The organism is Caballeronia sp. PC1, assembly GCF_021353155.1.
GTDB classification, from domain to species: domain Bacteria; phylum Pseudomonadota; class Gammaproteobacteria; order Burkholderiales; family Burkholderiaceae; genus Caballeronia; species Caballeronia cordobensis.
Genome location: NZ_JAJUBH010000003.1, coordinates 816,220 through 832,380, shown reverse-complemented (window position 1 = coordinate 832,380; position 16,161 = coordinate 816,220). Strand labels below are relative to the sequence as shown.

General features: G+C 64.1%; 17 protein-coding genes. 6 read left to right on the top strand and 11 right to left on the bottom strand.

Translation table 11 applies throughout. The features are described 5' to 3' along the window. Positions 1 to 22: 22 nt before the first annotated feature. Together LY284_RS28515 and LY284_RS28510 are read right to left on the bottom strand one after the other, a co-directional pair. Positions 23 to 937: a LysR family transcriptional regulator gene (locus tag LY284_RS28515; protein ID WP_014252758.1), complete on the bottom strand. Its 915-nt coding sequence runs from the start codon at positions 935 to 937 to the stop codon at positions 23 to 25. A 179-nt stretch (positions 938 to 1,116) separates the two neighbouring features. Beyond that, on the bottom strand, positions 1,117 to 2,631 hold the full coding sequence (locus tag LY284_RS28510; protein ID WP_045461592.1) for a CoA-acylating methylmalonate-semialdehyde dehydrogenase: 1,515 nt from the start codon (positions 2,629 to 2,631) through the stop codon (positions 1,117 to 1,119). Between the two features lie 110 nt (positions 2,632 to 2,741). Between LY284_RS28510 and LY284_RS28505 the strand changes: the two genes are divergently transcribed. Further along, positions 2,742 to 3,689, top strand: coding sequence for a LysR family transcriptional regulator (locus tag LY284_RS28505; protein WP_014252760.1), 948 nt, complete (start codon positions 2,742 to 2,744; stop codon positions 3,687 to 3,689). A gap of 52 nt (positions 3,690 to 3,741) precedes the next feature. Here LY284_RS28505 and LY284_RS28500 read toward each other — a convergent pair whose 3' ends face one another. Next, a complete protein-coding gene (locus LY284_RS28500; protein ID WP_045462409.1) occupies positions 3,742 to 4,053 on the bottom strand; it encodes a DUF4148 domain-containing protein in 312 nt (103 codons plus the stop codon). Between the two features lie 265 nt (positions 4,054 to 4,318). Between LY284_RS28500 and LY284_RS28495 the strand changes: the two genes are divergently transcribed. Further along, a complete protein-coding gene (locus tag LY284_RS28495; protein WP_233389572.1) occupies positions 4,319 to 5,551 on the top strand; it encodes an NAD(P)/FAD-dependent oxidoreductase in 1,233 nt (410 codons plus the stop codon). 26 nt (positions 5,552 to 5,577) lie between these two features. Here the strand turns inward: LY284_RS28495 and LY284_RS28490 are convergent, their stop codons facing one another. Further along, on the bottom strand, positions 5,578 to 6,480 hold the full coding sequence (locus LY284_RS28490) for a fructose bisphosphate aldolase (RefSeq protein ID WP_233389570.1): 903 nt from the start codon (positions 6,478 to 6,480) through the stop codon (positions 5,578 to 5,580). A gap of 193 nt (positions 6,481 to 6,673) precedes the next feature. Beyond that, complete coding sequence (locus LY284_RS28485; RefSeq protein ID WP_233389566.1) at positions 6,674 to 7,099, bottom strand: hypothetical protein; 426 nt, start codon at positions 7,097 to 7,099, stop codon at positions 6,674 to 6,676. A 330-nt stretch (positions 7,100 to 7,429) separates the two neighbouring features. Between LY284_RS28485 and LY284_RS28480 the strand changes: the two genes are divergently transcribed. Then, positions 7,430 to 9,082, top strand: coding sequence for a D-alanyl-D-alanine carboxypeptidase/D-alanyl-D-alanine-endopeptidase (locus LY284_RS28480; protein ID WP_233389565.1), 1,653 nt, complete (start codon positions 7,430 to 7,432; stop codon positions 9,080 to 9,082). Positions 9,083 to 9,085: 3 nt separating this feature from the next. Here the strand turns inward: LY284_RS28480 and LY284_RS28475 are convergent, their stop codons facing one another. Continuing rightward, the gene (locus tag LY284_RS28475) at positions 9,086 to 9,955 is read right to left on the bottom strand and encodes an alpha/beta fold hydrolase (RefSeq protein ID WP_233389563.1); all 870 of its coding nucleotides are present in this window, start codon (positions 9,953 to 9,955) and stop codon (positions 9,086 to 9,088) included. Between the two features lie 115 nt (positions 9,956 to 10,070). Between LY284_RS28475 and LY284_RS28470 the strand changes: the two genes are divergently transcribed. After that, positions 10,071 to 10,919, top strand: coding sequence for a LysR substrate-binding domain-containing protein (locus LY284_RS28470; protein ID WP_175582561.1), 849 nt, complete (start codon positions 10,071 to 10,073; stop codon positions 10,917 to 10,919). On the opposite strand, the gene LY284_RS28465 is transcribed toward LY284_RS28470, so the two are convergent. The 3 genes from LY284_RS28465 to LY284_RS28455 all read right to left on the bottom strand — a co-directional run bounded on the left by LY284_RS28465 (position 10,897) and on the right by LY284_RS28455 (position 13,441). Next, on the bottom strand, positions 10,897 to 11,970 hold the full coding sequence (locus LY284_RS28465) for a phytoene/squalene synthase family protein (protein WP_233389561.1): 1,074 nt from the start codon (positions 11,968 to 11,970) through the stop codon (positions 10,897 to 10,899). The genes LY284_RS28470 and LY284_RS28465 overlap by 23 nt on opposite strands. 79 nt (positions 11,971 to 12,049) lie before the next feature. Next, entirely contained in the window at positions 12,050 to 12,754 is a 705-nt protein-coding gene (locus tag LY284_RS28460) for a DUF899 family protein (protein ID WP_233389559.1), read from the bottom strand. Positions 12,755 to 12,781: 27 nt separating this feature from the next. Continuing rightward, a complete protein-coding gene (locus LY284_RS28455) occupies positions 12,782 to 13,441 on the bottom strand; it encodes a glutathione S-transferase family protein (RefSeq protein WP_233389556.1) in 660 nt (219 codons plus the stop codon). Positions 13,442 to 13,689: 248 nt separating this feature from the next. On the opposite strand from LY284_RS28455, the gene LY284_RS28450 reads away from it, so the two are divergent. Further along, the gene (locus LY284_RS28450; RefSeq protein ID WP_233389554.1) at positions 13,690 to 14,202 is read left to right on the top strand and encodes a response regulator; all 513 of its coding nucleotides are present in this window, start codon (positions 13,690 to 13,692) and stop codon (positions 14,200 to 14,202) included. On the opposite strand, the gene LY284_RS28445 is transcribed toward LY284_RS28450, so the two are convergent. Beyond that, the gene (locus tag LY284_RS28445; protein ID WP_041733482.1) at positions 14,186 to 14,428 is read right to left on the bottom strand and encodes a hypothetical protein; all 243 of its coding nucleotides are present in this window, start codon (positions 14,426 to 14,428) and stop codon (positions 14,186 to 14,188) included. The two genes, LY284_RS28450 and LY284_RS28445, sit on opposite strands and share 17 nt — an antisense overlap. Before the next feature lie 302 nt (positions 14,429 to 14,730). Here LY284_RS28445 and LY284_RS28440 point away from each other — a divergent pair, with 302 nt between their 5' ends. Next, the gene (locus LY284_RS28440; protein WP_014252772.1) at positions 14,731 to 15,438 is read left to right on the top strand and encodes an MgtC/SapB family protein; all 708 of its coding nucleotides are present in this window, start codon (positions 14,731 to 14,733) and stop codon (positions 15,436 to 15,438) included. On the opposite strand, the gene LY284_RS28435 is transcribed toward LY284_RS28440, so the two are convergent. After that, a complete protein-coding gene (locus LY284_RS28435; protein ID WP_233389552.1) occupies positions 15,439 to 16,143 on the bottom strand; it encodes a glutathione S-transferase family protein in 705 nt (234 codons plus the stop codon). Positions 16,144 to 16,161 lie beyond the last annotated feature (18 nt).

Genomic DNA, 16,161 nt, shown 5'->3' with positions numbered 1-16,161 from the left:
TGCGTTGCCTGCGTTGCATGAATCAGCGCGTGACGAGCTTCTCGACGATGAAATCCACGAAAGCCCGCACGCGCGACGATAAATGCCGGCCATGCGGATACAGCAGGATGAACGGCCGGCTGCATCCGCCGAAGTCGCGCAGCACTTCGGTGAGCGTGCCCGCGCGCAAATCGTCTTCGACGGTAAAGCGATAGATCTGGAAGAGGCCCGCGCCGCTGCGCGCGAGCGGAATGCCCGCGAGCGCATCGCCGGAGGTGCCGTAGCTCGCGTTCGTCGTCATTTCCACCGGCTCGCCGTTCTGCATGAAAAGCCACGGCACGGGGCGTCCCGTGCTCGGCATCTCGAACTGGATGCATTCGTGATCGATCAGGTCTTCGATCGTCTTTGGCACGCCCGCGCGCTTCAGATAGCCGGGCGACGCCACCACGACGAGCTCCGCATCTTCCAGCTTGCGCGCGATGAGACCGGAATCGCGCGGCGCGCGTCCGCGTATCGCGAGATCGAAGCCTTCGTCCGCGAAGTCGATGTTGCGATTGCTCAGATGCGCTTCGACGGTGACATCCGGGTAACGCGCGCGGAATTCCGCGAGCAGCGGCAGCACGCGATAGTGGCCGTAAGGCGTCGGCATGCTGATGCGCAATACGCCCTTCGGGCTCGTCTGCTGCCCGGTGGCTTCGCGCTCGGCTTCCGCGAGACGATTGAGCGCGTCGCGGCACTGCTCGAAGTAGCGGCGGCCCGCATCGGTCAGGCGAATCTGGCGCGTCGTGCGCACGAAAAGCCGCACGTCGAGCCGCTTCTCCAGCCGCGCGACGGAACGGCTCACCGCCGCGGGCGTCACGCTGGCCGCCGTGGCCGCGAGCGTGAAGCTGCCGAGCTCCGCCGCGAGGCAGAAAAGCTCGATGCTGCCGAGAAGGAGATCGTCGAATTGCCGCTGCATGTCGATTGGCTTCGCGTCGTTGTCGGTGCATCTTCCGCGCTTGGCGGCGCACGGTCAACCGACGCCATCGCACTTGAGTTGTGACGCGCAGGAACAGATGGGCCGCGCCGCGCCAAAAAAATCGCCCGCTTCTTCCGGCGAGGAAAAAGCGGGCGAGCTCGCGTGAACGCGTTCGACGCTTACTTGGCCGTCGGCATGGCGAACTCCGCGCCCTTTTCCGTGCTTTCGGGCCAGCGCTGCATGATCGACTTCTGCTTGGTATAGAAGCGCACGCCCTCTTCGCCGTACGCGTGCATGTCGCCGAACAGACTGCGCTTCCAGCCGCCGAAGCCGTGCCATGCCATCGGCACCGGAATCGGCACGTTGATGCCGACCATGCCCACTTCGATGCGCCGTCCGAACTCGCGGGCGATGTGCCCGTCGCGCGTATAGCATGCGACGCCGTTGCCGAACTCGTGCTCGTTGACGAGATCGACCGCTTCGCTGAAGTCCTTCACGCGCACGCAGGCAAGCACCGGCCCGAAGATCTCTTCCTTGTAGATGCGCATGTCCGGCGTGACGTGATCGAACAGCGTGCCGCCCGTGAAGAAGCCGTCTTCGTGGCCCGGCACCTTGTAGCCGCGCCCATCGACGACGAGTTGCGCGCCTTCTTCCACGCCCAGCGCGATATAGCCTTCGATACGCTCGAGCGCCTGGCGCGTGACGATCGGGCCCATTTCCGCATCGGACTCCATGCCGTTTCTGATCTTGAGCGCCTTCGCGCGCTCGGCGAGTTTCGGCACGATCTTGTCGGCGACATCGCCCACCAGCAGCGCGACCGAAATCGCCATGCAGCGCTCGCCCGCCGAACCGTAGCCCGCGCCGATCAAGGCATCGACGGCCTGATCGAGATCCGCATCCGGCATCACGACCATATGATTCTTCGCGCCGCCGAGCGCCTGCACGCGCTTGCCGTGCTTCGCACCCGTTTCGTAGATGTAATTCGCGATCGGCGTGGAGCCGACGAAGCTGATCGCCTTCACTTGCGGGTGCGTGAGCAGCGCATCGACGACGGCCTTGTCGCCCTGCACGACGTTGAAAATGCCATCGGGCAAGCCGGCTTGCTTCAACAGATCGGCCATGAAAAGCGACGCCGACGGATCGCGTTCGCTCGGCTTCAGGATGAACGCGTTGCCCGCCGCGATCGCGACCGGAAACATCCAGCACGGCACCATGCACGGGAAGTTGAACGGCGTGATGCCCGCGACGACGCCGAGCGGCTGGCGCAGCGTCCAGTTGTCGATGCCGGTCGAAACCTGATCGGTGTAGTCGCCCTTCAGCAATTGCGGAATGCCGCACGCGAATTCGATCACGTCGATGCCGCGCGACACTTCGCCCTGCGCATCCGAAAACACCTTGCCGTGCTCGGCGGTGATGATCGCGGCGAGTTCGTCGCGATGCTTGTTCATCAGTTCCAGAAACTTCAGCATGACGCGCGCGCGGCGGATCGGCGGCGTGTCGCGCCAGGCCGGGAACGCGGACTTCGCGCTCGCGACGGCGGCATCGACATCGGCGGCTTCGCCGAGCACGAGCTTGCGCGGACGCTCGCCCGTCGCGGGGTTGAACACCGGCTGCGTGCGCGCGGACGAGCCGTGCACGCGCTCGCCGTGAATGTAGTGAACGACGTCGGCGGTGTCGTTGAACGCTGCGGTCATGCTCGTCTCCTGAAGAATGGTTGGGCGATGACTGCAGTGTATGAATCCGCGTGCGGCTTGCAAAGACGCTAAGATTGAACTCATTGTTCGCAACCACAAACAATCGGCCGATGGACGAGCAAAAGATCGAAGCGCTCTGGACCCACTTGCACTGGCTGACGGTGCTCGCGGAGCAAGGCAGCTACACGGCGGCGGCGGCGCGGCTGAACGTGTCGAAAGCGGCGATGAGCCAGCGCATCGCCGAACTGGAGCGCGCGGCGGGCGTGCCGCTCGTCACGCGCACGACGCGCAGCGTGCGCTTTACGGAGGCGGGCCGCAGGCTCGTCGACGACACGCGCGGGCAGTACGAGCGCATCGCGTCGAGTTTTTTGAGCGTGAAGGAGATGGCGGGCGTCGCGCGCGGCCTGATCCGCGTAACCGCGCCGATGGCCTTTTCGCGGCAGCAGCTCGTGCCGCGCATGTCGGGGTTTCTGCATGCGCATCCGGAAGTGCGCGTTCAACTGGAAGCATCGGACAAACTGAGCTCGATCGCGAGCGAGGGCTTCGATCTCGCGGTGCGGCACAGCGCGCAGGTGCCGGATACGCACGTCGCGTGGAAACTGTGCGACACGCATTCGGTGATCGTCGCGACGCGCGCCTATCTGAAGCGGCGCGGCACGCCTGCGACGCCCAACGATCTCGTCACGCACGATTGCCTCGTCTATCCGCGTCCGCAGGCGTCGAGCATCTGGTCGTTCCAGAGAAAGGGCGGGCGCAAGAGTTCCGCCGGGCCTTACACGCTCGCCGTGAGCGGCCCTTTTGCGGCGAATAACAGCGAGGTGCTGCGCGATGCCGCGCTCGACGATCTGGGCATTGCGCTATTGCCGGATTTCACCGCGCAAGCCGCCGTGCAGGCCGGCAAGCTCGTGGTGCTGCTGCCGGAATGGCGTCCGGTCGGCGCATTCGCGGATCAGCTTTTCGTGGTGCGGCCTTATTCGCCGCATGTGCCGCGCGCGGTCGCGCTGTTCATCGGCTATTTGCGCGAGACCTTTGCGGGCGGATTTCCGCTCATGCCGTGAAATGCAAAACGCGCCCGATCGTTCGGGCGCGTTTCATTGCTTTCCGCGTTGCTTAGTGATGCGCGAATGTCGGGAAAACGTCGGCCTGAGCCGAGCGTACGCCGGATTGCGCCGAGCCTTCGCTCACGCCGCCGAACGCGCTTTGCGCGGTGCCGTTTTGCGCGGCGATACGCGCTTCGGCAGCCTGAATGTCAGCGGGATACTTCGAATCGCTGACCACGCCGGGGTTATAGCCCGCCTTTTCCAGTTGCACGATTTCAGCGCGGACTTGCGCGCGGGTCACGGGCTGATTCGATTGCGCGAACGATGCGACCGGAGCGGCAAAAGCCAGAGCGACCGCTGCAATACCGATGAGCTTGTTCATGATTCTTTCCTCCATCCATTGATTTATCGAGTTGTCGCTCACGTTGCTTTGCCTTGCTTTGCTCGTTTGCGACCGTTGAGCAAAGTTTAGATATCGCACGCCCTAGGGTAAATACCTAAACGACGAAATCACTTTTGGCGAAATTCGCACTAATCCGGGCATGCGCAATGGAAAGCCAATCGACGCGCGCATCGCCTATAACCAAAGCAGCGGGCTGCTCCGCACGGTTCATGGCACGAACGATCGTTTATTCAGGAGAATGATCTTGAAACGAATCCTGGTGATCGGCGCGGGTTTCGCCGGTCTGTGGAGCGCGCTTTCGGCGGCGCGCAAGCTCGATGAATTGAACCGCACCGAAGAAGCCGAAGTCGTCATCGTCAATCCCGCGCCGTTTCATAGCGTGCGCGTGCGCAACTACGAGCAGCCGCTCGATCCGACGCTCGTGCAGCTCGACACGGTGCTCGGTCCGGCAGGCGTGAAGCTGATTCAGGCGAAAGCGACGGAGATCGACAGCGCGACTCGCCGCGTGTCGATCGAACGCGACGGCACGGCGGAATCGCTCGACTACGACCGGCTGATTCTCGCGGCGGGCAGCGTGCTCGTGCGCCCGCCGATTCCCGGCCTCGACTGCCATTCCTTCGACGTCGATACGTACGCGGGCGCGTGCAAGCTGCAGGCGCATCTGCTGACCTTGCCCGCATTGCCGGACACGCCGGGCCGCTATACGGCGGTCGTGGTCGGCGCGGGGCTGACGGGCATCGAGCTTGCCGCGGAATTGCCGGCGCGGTTGCGCGAGATCGTCGCGGATGCGGATCGCGGCAAGGTGCGCGTGGTGCTCGCGGACCGTTCGGCGACGATCGCGCAATCGATGGGCGGCGCGCAGCCCGTCATCGAAGGCGCGCTGAAGACGCTGGATGTCGAGGTGCGCGCAGGCGTCACGCTCGAATCGCTCGATGAAGCGGGCGTCACGCTCAGCGACGGCACCGCGAGCGAGCGCATCGAGGCCGCGACGGTCGTCTGGTGCGGCGGCATGCATGCGAACGCGCTTGCGAGTCAGTTGCCGGTCACGCTCGATCCGCTCGGGCGCGTGCCCGTCGATACGTTCCTGCGCGCGGAAGGCGTGCCGGGCGTGTTCGCGGCGGGCGACTGCGCGCGCATTCTGATCGACGGCACGCGGCCTTCGGTGATGTCGTGCCAGCATGGCCGGCCGATGGGACGTTACGCGGGCAACAACGCCGTCTGCGATCTGTTCGGGCTGGAGATGCTGCCGCTGTCGATCGACTGGTACACGACCATCTGCGATCTCGGGCCGTGGGGCGCGGTGTACACGGAAGGATGGGACAGGAAGCTCGTCACGCAGGGCGAGACGGCGAAGGCGACGAAGCGCACGATCAATGGCGAGCGCATCTATCCGCCGAAAAGCGGCACGCGCGAGGACATTTTGCGGGCGGCGTCGCCCGTCGTGCAGACGCCGCCGCCTACCGAACGCGCCGGTTAGCGCGTATCGATGCCGATGCCAAGCAATCAGACCTTCTGGACAGACGCGTCGTAGATCTCGTCGATCGACGTTTCGAGCGTCTTGTCGAACTCGCTGTCGCTCATCGACTTCTTCAGCTCGTTGATGAGCGCGCGCGAGAAGCTCGCGATCATGCCGTGGTTCTGCGCGAGCTTCTTGCACGCGTCGCTGCGCGTATAGCCGCCCGACAGCGCGACGACACGCACCACGCGCGGATGCTCGATCAGCGGACGATAGAAATCCGCTTCGTCGGGGATGGTCAGCTTGATCATCACCTGGCTCGATTCCGGCAGCGCGTTGAGGCCTTTGAGCAATTCGTCGCGCAGGAATTTTTCCGCGCCCTTCTTGTCCGGGCTCTTGATCGACACTTCGGGTTCGAGAATCGGCACGAGACCGTGCTTGATGATCTGCGCGCCCACTTCGAACTGCTGCGCGGCGACCGCGGCGATGCCCTTCTCGTTCGCCTGATGGATCACCGAGCGCATTTTCGTGCCGAAGATGCCGAGCTTCACAGCGCGCGCGAGCAGATCGTCGAGACCGGGAATCGGCTTCATCACCTGCACGCCGTCCGCTTCGGCTTCGAGGCCTTTGTCCACCTTCAGAAACGGCACGACGCCGCGGTCTTCCCACAAGAACGTGGGCACCGGCTTGCCTTCCGCTTCGCCGTCCATCGTGCGCTCGAACAGAATTGCGCCGATGACTTTCTTGCCCGAAAACGAAGGCGCGGTCATGATGCGCACGCGCATTTCGTGCATCAGCTTGAACATGTCGGCGTCGCCGTTATAGGCGTCGTCGGGAATTCCGTATTGCCGCAGCGCGCCGGGCGTCGAGCCGCCGCTTTGATCCAGCGCGGCAATGAAACCATCCTTCTCAGCCATCTGCGCGAGCATTTTTTCGTTAGCCACGAACATTTCCTCCTCGAAGTTCAATCACCGGACAGGCACAGGTGCGCAAACCGGGCTTATGGTTCAGCTTCCACAAGTGTAATGGTTTTGCCGGGCGCAAAAGTCGTGCAAATCCGCCATTCGTGCGCAAATGGGGCGTGGAAATCGTGCCGGCGCGGTGCGATCGTGCGGCAACGCACGGCCGGGCGAAAAGAAACGCTCAGGAAGCGGCGGAATTGAGATCGCCCGCATTGCCGGGCCGCCATACGGCATTCAAGGCGCGGCGAAGCAGAGACGGCGCGCGCTGGAAGTCGACGGCGCCGGGCATTTGCGCATGATCGTTCGATGCGTCAGCCGTGGCTTCGACGGCGGGCGATGGTATCGCTTCCTGCTCGACCAACTGCACGACTTCCGGCTCGGGCAGAGGCGCGAGTTTCTCGCGTGCATCGGCGCAGCGCCGGTTGAGCACGCGGCGCATCTCGGGATCGTCGATGAGCGCCTGCGCGGTCGCCATGCCGCGCTCGAATTGCAGCGCGTAGGCGATATCGGTGAAGTCGTCGAAGCGGCCGCTATCGGCCAGCTCGAACGCCAGTTCCACTGTGCGGCGGCGTTTCCATGCGTCGAGATCGTCGTGGCCGGTGTTCACGGATAGCCTCTTCCTGGCGATGAGGTGCGAACGATCTTAGCCTTCGCCAAACGTTTTGCCGTTGTCAGGTCACAACAAGCGCGTGAAAGTCGCTCGAGAAATCGTACAAAAAGCGCTTGCCTAAACGCCACGATTAAGGCTTCGATCTGGCGCCCGATTAGCGATAGTCCGTGCTTGACAAGGCATGCGCATGCTCGTTAATTTCACTCAGCCGCTCCCTTAATAACGGCGTGCGGCCGCCGACGATTTCCTGTCTGCGCTGTGAAGCAGTCCCGACGTATTGGTGTTCGCTCCCATCGGAGCGTGATGTGCCTTTATCGGAGCCGCGTCATGATCCCGCTTTCAGGAAGTCCGGCACGCCTTGCCGCTCTCGCGCTTGGCTGCGCGCTCGCCGCGTCCCTGTCCGCGTGCGGCGGATCGGACTCCAACAACACCGCCGTGCCCGATTCCATCACCCAGGTGATGAAAAAGCCCATGTATCAGGGCTCGACGTGGGCGCTGCGCGTCGTCGATCTGAATTCGGGCGACGTGATCTACGACATGAATTCGAACGCGCAGTTGTATATCGCGTCGGTACGCAAGGTCTTTTCCGTAGGCGCGGCGCTCGATCAGTACGGCGCGCAGCATCAGTTCCAGACACCGGTGTATCGCCTCGGCACCGTCGATGCGAGCGGCACGCTGAACGGCAATCTCGTGCTCGTCGCGAGCGGCGATCTCGCGATGGGCGGCCGCACGAATCCCGACGGCACGCTCGCCTTCACCAACTTCGACCACAACGAAGCCAACAATCTCGGCAATGCGCAGATCACCGCGCCCGATCCGCTCGCGGGCTACGACTCGCTCGCGGCGCAGGTCGCGGCGGCGGGCATCAAGCGAATCAACGGCGAAGTCGTGATCGACGACCGGCTGTTCGACCCGTTCGATTTTCGCGGCGAGTTCAATCTGCGGCCGATCTTCGTCAATGACGACGTGGTGGATACGATCATCGGCCAGGGCAGCGCGGGCTCGCTGTCGCCGGTGGATTACCGGCCGATGTCGTCGGCGTTCACGGTGCAATCCACTTTGCTGACGGGCCCGGCGGGCACGGCCGCGAACATCACCGTGACGCCCGAGGAGCCGGCCTGCTTCGGCGCGCTGCCCTGCGGCGGCGTGCTGGGCGGCTCGATTCCCGCGGATTACGTGCCGCCGATCGTCCCGAGCTTTCCGGTGATCCGCACGTTCCGCATCACGCAGCCGTCGAACTACGCGCGCACGGTGCTGATCGAAGCGCTCGCGCGCGCGGGCGTGACCGTCACGGCGAACGCCGTCGAGGGCAATCCGGTGCAGCTGCTGCCCGCGAAGAACGCGTATTCCGCCGATACGCGCGTCGCGCAGCTCACGTCGCAGCCGTGGGCGCAATATACGAAGTGGATTCTGAAGGTCAGCTACAACATCGGCGCGGACACGAGCCTCATGCTGTTCGGCGTCGCGAACAACGGCTCGACTACGCTCGCCACCGCGCTCGCGGCGGAAAACGCGACGCTATCGAGCGCGCCGTTCAACGTGCCGATGACGCAGACGCATTTCATCGACGGCAGCGGCGGCGGCGAAACCACGGCGACGCCGCTCGCGGTCATCGCCATGTTGCGCGCGATGAACGGCCGCCCGGCTTTCCCGGCCTACGTCGACTCGATGCCCTTTCTCGGCGTCGACGGCTCGCTCGCGAGCACGACCGACTTCGAAAGCGATCCGACGCTCGCGGGCGCGAAGGGCAAGGTGTACGCGAAAACCGGCACTTACGTGGCGGGCACGGACGGCCCGAACGGGCAGCAGCAGATCACGCTGAAAGGACAGGCGCTCGCGGGTTATATCGATGCGAAAAGCGGCCGCAGGCTTGCGTTCGCGCTGGTCGTGAACAATGTGCCGATCAGCGATGTGCCCGACATCATCAACGTGTTCAACGACGAAGGCACGATCGCGGCCAACATCTGGAAGCTGCAATAACGCCTACCACGCCCCGGCAAACGCCTGAACCGCGCGATTGAACGCGCCCGGGCTCGCGGCATTCATGCCGTGCGATGCGCCCGCGATCGTCACGCGCTCCGCGAACTCAACCCATTCTTCGAGCTTCTCGACGTTGTTGCGGAACATGCGCGGGCTTTTCTGACCGTCGATCAGAAGCGTGCGGCACTTGATGTCGCGCGCCGCGTCGCGTGTGTAGGCGGGCAGCGGATCGCGGAACTGCTTGGGCAGCGTGAGCGCGTTGTCGAGCGCCATGCGGCGAAAGCTCTCCGTGCTCTTTTTCCAGAAGCCCGGCATGCTCACCGAATCCACGAACATTTCCAGGCCACGGTCGTACTCGCCCTGTTCGATCAGTTCGGCCACGCGCGCGCGCAGCGCGTTGGTCGCGGGCGGCAGCGTCGCGGGCGCGGACTGCGACACAAGTTCCAGCGGCCCGCCCGGATCGGCAAGCGTCAGCGTCTTGACGAGCCGCGGATACTCCCGCGCCAGATGAAACGCGATGCTGCCGCCGCGCGAATGCCCGACGAGGTGCACCGGCGCGAGATCGAGCGACTCGATGAACTCCGCCATTTCCGCGACGTGCGCTTCCACGCTGAATTCGCCGCGCACGAACGCATCGACGGCGGGCCAGTAATGCGACAGGCTCGGCGCGATGCAGCGGAAGTGTTTCGCGAGCGGCACGACCTGCGCGCTCCAGTAGCGGTAATCGCACAGCGAGCCATGCACGAAGAGCATCGGCTCGCCCTCTCCGCACTCGATGAACGGCACGGAAATGCCCGACGCGGTCGTGGCGAACGACGGTTCGGGTAAGCCTTGCACGGCGGTGAGGACGGAAAGATCGGTTCGCGCGTTCATGGTTCGCTCCTTTGATGCGACTATGCGCCGCGCGGAAGCAAAAGAAAAACGCATAATTTTGATAGAATCGTTCAGATTATCTGATAGCAAACGGTCGTGCTCCATGAAGTTCGCCATGAAAGCGCTCGACCTCGACGTACTGTCGATGATCGTCGCGGTCGCGGATACGGGCAATATCAGCCGCGCCGCGGAACTCGTGCATCGCTCGCAATCGGCGGTGAGCATGCAGATCAAGACGCTGGAAACCGCGCTGGGCAAGGCGCTCTTCGTGCGCAAGCCGCGCAGCGTGGTGCCGACGCAAGACGGCGAGGTGCTGCTCACCTACGCGCGCCGCATGATCGCGCTGCGCGACGAGGCCTGGGCGGCGGTCGTGCGGCCGGACGTGACCGGGCGCGTGGTGATCGGCGTGCCGGACGATTACGCGTCGTCGCTTTTTCCGCCCATCCTCAAGAAATTTTCCGCGACGTATCCGAAAGTCGAGATTCAGGTCGTCGGCTTGCCGAGCCTCGCGCTCGCGCCGATGGTGAAGGACGGCACGGTCGATCTCGTCTGCGCCACGCGCGTCAAGGGCCTGTCGGGCGAATTCCTGCGCCACGAGCCGATGGTCTGGGCCGCCGCGCCCGGCACCGAAATCTGGAAGGAGCGGCCCTTGCCGATCGCCGTGTTCCTGCCGGGCAGCGTCGCGCGCGAGAACGCGATCCGCAGCCTGGAGCGCGCGCGCATCGGCTATCGCACGTCGTATGAGAGCCCGAGCCTGCTCGGTCTGTTGACGATGGCCGAGGCCGGTCTCGCCGTGACGCCGCTCGCGAAATGCGCCGTGCCCGCGCATTTCACGCTGCTCGGTCCGGCGCAAGGCTTGCCCGATATCGGCACGCTTGAAGTGGTGCTGGCGCGCAGCGCGGCATCGAAACGGCCGCCTTGCGACTTTCTGGCCGAGCGGATCATGGCCGAACTGCGGCGCTGAATCCGGCGCCGATTTCCGCTTCGATCGCGCGCATGCGGCGTGAAGTCCACGCGCGCAGCATGCCGTTCGATGCCACCATCGGCAGCGACGCCGCCATGATGCGATACACGTCGTTGCGGCGAACCTTCGAGATGCGGCCGGGATCGAGCCATGCCTCATTGCGCGCGAGCAGCACGAGCGTGTCGAGCCCGATCATGATCGGCCACAGACACGCGAGCCGCAGGCGAACTGCCGTCGCGGGAATCGCGAGCGTGTAATCGACGGCATCCTGAAAGAGCGCGATCGACGTGCGCAGCAGGTCGAATAGCACGGGCCGCGCGCGCGCCGACGATTCCGGCTGCAGCAGATCGCGCGGCGCGAGGGCATGACGCGCGAGCAGGGTTTCGGGCAGATAGCATCGGCCGATGCGCAGGTCGCGCGCGCAATCGCGCAGCACGTTGGTCATTTGCAGCGCCTTGCCGAAGCGCACGCCGAGCGCGAGCATCGTCTCGGGCGCGGCCTTCAGCGTGCCGGGCATGTGCGCGTAGGTCATCTTGGTCCAGAATTCGCCGACGCAGCCCGCGACCAGATACGTATAACGATCCAGTTCGCCGAATTCCCGCAACGCGACGATATGGCCCGAGGTTTCGTCGGGAAACGTGCGCAGATCGAATTCCATGCCGGTCGTCAGCGTCGTGACGATGTCGCGGACGGCGGCCTGATCGTCGCGGCTCAGTTGCGGCAGGATCGCGAGCGCTTCGGCGAGGCGTTCGAGCAGCGCGCGCTCGTCCGGCTGCGTCTGCTGGCCCGCGACTTCGCCCGCGATACTGGCGAGCGCGCCGTCGTCGGGCGCACCGTTGACCTGCCGGCGCAGCGAAAGCAGCCATTCCAGACGGCGCTGCGGCGAAATCAGCGAGGTATCGGCGATGGTATCCGCCGCGCGCGCGAGCAGATAAGCGAGCCCGATGGGATCGCGCATCGCGGCCGGCAGAATGCGCAGCGTCAGATAAAACGACCGCGACACGCTCTTGAGAAGCGGGCCCAAAAGGAAGGCCCGGGACGAATTGTTCATGAGTTGGATCGGATAGCGTCAGCCAGAAGCGCGATGTTCGCGCGCCGCCGCATTGTATCCGTCCGCGTCAACCGCCGAATTACTCGCGCGGACCGTAATCCAGCTTCGGATACCAGTTCGTGCCTCGGCCCTCCGGCGTCATGTCCAGCACAGTCCACAGCGGCATCAGGTCCGGCGCACCGCGCGGGTCTTCGCCCGGATCGGCGGTGCCGAAATCCATCTCGCCGCTCCAGAAATGACGAATCACGCCATCGCGGCGCGTGAACACGTTGAGCGCGGGCTCATCGCCGCCTTCCTTCGAAATCGCGTGATAGTCGCGGCTGAAGTCGCCGTTCGTATCCGAAAAGAGCCGCAGGTCGCGCCAGCCGCGTTCCTTTTTGAAGGCGGCCAGCTTGTCGAGCGGCGAACGCGCGATCACCGCGAGCGCCACGCGCTGTTCGATATCGCGCGCCTCGCCTTCCCATGCAGAAAGCAGCGACGTGCACATCGGACACGGACGCTCGCGTTGCGGCCCGAACATGTAGCTGTATGTGACGAGCGTGTCCTTGTCGCCGAAAAGCCCGGCGAAATCGACCGGCCCGCGCTCGCCGTCGAACCGGTAATCGCCTGTCACTTCGCCGCCGGGCGGCAGCGCGCGACGCATCTGCGCCACCCGCTCGATATGCCGCCGCAGTTCGATTTCTTCCGCCAGCAATGCGGTACGCGCGCGCCGGTAGTCGGCGCTCTCGTTGGGGAAACGCATCGTCGCGCGTTGCGCGAGTTCGTTCGCGGAAACGTAGTTCATGGTCGATCTCCTTTGGCTGTGGGCGATTCAGTCGCGCTCCGGCGCGCCGAGCGGAAACAGCGGCCGATACGGCCGCGCCTCGTCGACCGCGCGCGCGAACGAAGGCCGCGCGAGCAGGCGCTTGCGGTACGCGATCACGTTCGGATACGCGTCGCCGATGCGGTGCGTCCAGTCTGCGTAGAAGAGAAACGGCGCCGCGCCGCAATCGGCGAGACTGAAGGCGTCGCCCGCGGCCCATTCGCGCGTGGCCATCTTGCGCTCGAGAAATGCATAGGACGTGTCGAGCATCGCGCGGGCATCGGAGACGCCGCGCGTATCGCGCTCTTTCGGATCGCGCATGGCGTCGAAGATGATTTTCTGCTGCGGCGTAGACACGTAGTTGTCGAAGAAGCGATCCATCCAGCGCGTTTCGAGCGCGGCGCGCGGGTCGTCGGGCACGAGGCGCACCGGGCCGGGATGATGAAGTCCCAGATATTCGATGATCACGGTCGATTCGATCACCGGCGTGCCGTCGTCGACGAGCACCGGGAAACGCTTCATCGGCCAGATTTCGGCGAGTTCGTGCATGGACTGCGGCGTTTCTGGCGTAAGCGCGCGCCATTCGAAGGGCGTGCCGTTCTCGTATAACGCCACGAGGACTTTCTGACAGTAAGATGAAAACGGGTGCGCATAGAGTTGCAAGCTCATCGGACAGCCTCCGGGTCGTCGAACGGTTTCAGGACGTGGCGCGCTTTTGCTACCGCTTTACAGCGCCTTTGACGGAACGACGAACGGCGGACGTGCAAATCGACACGTAATCGATATATTTTGTTGTGCGGCGCAGCGAAATGCTGAGAAATGCAGCGATAAGGCAGCCGATTTGTTACCGTGCGCGATCCAGGGAAAACGTGAGCGCGGCAAGCGTCGTTCACGACCCGTGAAGGCAGACAAGAAGAATGATGCGCGAAAACAAGATCGAGATCATCGTCGCGGACGATCGCCCCGTGGTGCTCTACGGGCTGCAAAGCTGGTTCGAGTCGCACGAGCGAATTCGGATTACCGCGTGCGTGCGGAGCATGGATCAGCTGCTCGGGCGGCTGAAGTCCGCGAGCTTCGACCTGATCGTGCTGAGCGGCGGCATCGAAGGATCGTGCGCCGACGGTTTCGCGCCGCTGCGCACGCTGGCGCAAACCTTTCCGGCGATGCCGGTTATCGCCTTCACCGAAGAAACCGACGCGCACGCGCTGGCCCGCATACAGCTCGCCGGCGCGGCCGGCCTCGTGAGCACACGCGACGAAGCGCGCGCGTTCGAACGCGTGTGCGAGCGGACGCTGTCCGGCGCGAAGCGTGTCGTCTCGCCGCGCATCGCCAGTTATTGCGACGCGCTTGCGCGCCCGAATGGCTTCGATGCGGCGGCGGATTATCGCGACGTGCGGGTGAGCGTGAGGAAATTCATCGGGCAGGTTTGATGGCGATGCTTTCCGCGGACGGTCCCTTGGCAAACTCGATCTGCGGCTTCAGCTTCGGCAGCGCCACGTCCCGGCCGTCTTCGAAACCTTTCGCGTAGGCGTGATGGTCGAGCGCCGTGAAAAGCGGCTCCAACTGATCGACTTGTACGCGCAGCAGTTCCATGAGCGGCTTCACGAGTTCGCCGCTTTGCTCATTTAGCTTCGCATTGCTGACGACTTGCACCATGGCACGCAAGGTTTTTGCGCTCTGAAAGCAATAGTCGCTCAGAGGCATTGAATGGGTAACGACTGCCTGCCCTTTCTCATTGATCGAAACGCTTGTTTTCGACTCCATCGTGCGACTCCCTTCCGGACAATTGAAGTTTCGACTTTAGAAGCGTCCGGACCTTCGCGGCCACTAGAGAAATCCGATTCACGCGCCGTGTGCCGGTAATCCATGCGCTCACGCAATTTTTCATACCAGCGACATGTTTGCGTGACATCGTTTCCGGTTTATTTAATTCCGGGAATGGCTTTGCCACTGTCACGATGAGCGTCGATTTCGCCTTGCGCCTCTTCGCCGCGTTCGCCTGCGGCGTCGCGATCGGCCTCGAACGGCAGTTGCGCCAGCGCACGGCGGGTTTGCGCACGATCACGCTCGTCGCGAGCGGCGCATGCCTCTTCGTCACGCTCGGCATCCTGACGGGCAACGGCGTCGCGGGCGTCACGCAGATCGCGGCGTACGTCGTGTCGGGCGTCGGCTTCCTCGGCGGCGGCGTGATCATGCGCGACAAAGGCTCGATCCAGGGCATCAACACCGCGGCGACGCTCTGGTGCTCGGCGGCCGTCGGCGTGTTGTGCGGCGCCGGGCATTTCGGACCGGCGATCGCGGGCACGGTCGTCGTGCTTGCCACCAACACGGTCCTGCGCGAAGTGAGCCGCGCGATCAACGCGACGCCCGTGTCGAGCGCGGATATCGTGCGAGAGTATGTCCTGACCGTCATCGGGCGAGAAGAGGACGAGATTCACATCCGCACGCTGCTCTCCAACGCGATGGACGCGCAGCCGCTCTCGTTTCAGAGCCTCACGAGCGAAGATGTCGAAAGCGAACCGCCGCGCATCAAGGTGACGGCGACCGTGCGCATGCATCCGAAAGATCAGGCGAGGCTCGAACGCATGGCGAGCCGCATGAGCATGGAGCGCGGCGTATCGAGCATAAGCTGGTCGGCGAAGGATGTGGAAACGGCGCCGGAGTGATTACGGCGCGGGGCTTTGCCCCATGCGCTCGCGCATCGCGGCGCAATGCTTCACGAGATTGCCCTGCGCGGCGACGAAGCGCTTGAGCGGCGTATCGATATCGTAGAAATAGATGCTCGCGACAAAGCCATACAGCGCCGCATCGGTGCTCGCGGGCGCGTTGCCGAACAGGAACGGAGCGTCGCCCAGCAGATTCGCTATCGCCTGAAGACTCGCTACGCCGCGCGCATAGGCGGCCTCCGGCTCGTACCGCCCGATACCCTGATAACGATACCGCTCGAAGTTGTATTTGCGCGCGCCTTCCAGCGCCTCCGCGCCGATCTCCGGATGCTGCGCGAGCAGTGCATCGCGGAATTGCGGCCAGAAGCGATCGTCGCGCCAGCGCGAATACGACATCACCCAATACAGATCGTCGAGCGTGCGCCGTATCAGCAGATCGAGATCGCGCTGCGGCGCGGCAAGCGCTTCGTCGAGCGTGAGCGTGTATTTGCGCTTCAGATGCGCGATGATCGCGTCGCTGTCGCCGATGGTTTCGTCGTCATCGACGAGATACGGCAACTGGCCGCGCGGCGCGGCGCTCGTGTCGAGCACGTGGCGATGCTCGAACGGCAGGCCGGAGAGCTTCAGGAACGCGAATACCTTCAGGCCGAAAGGATTGTTGTCTTCGAGGCCGAACAACTGAGGATACGAGTAGAGCGTGATCATCGATGTCTCCGGGAAAAG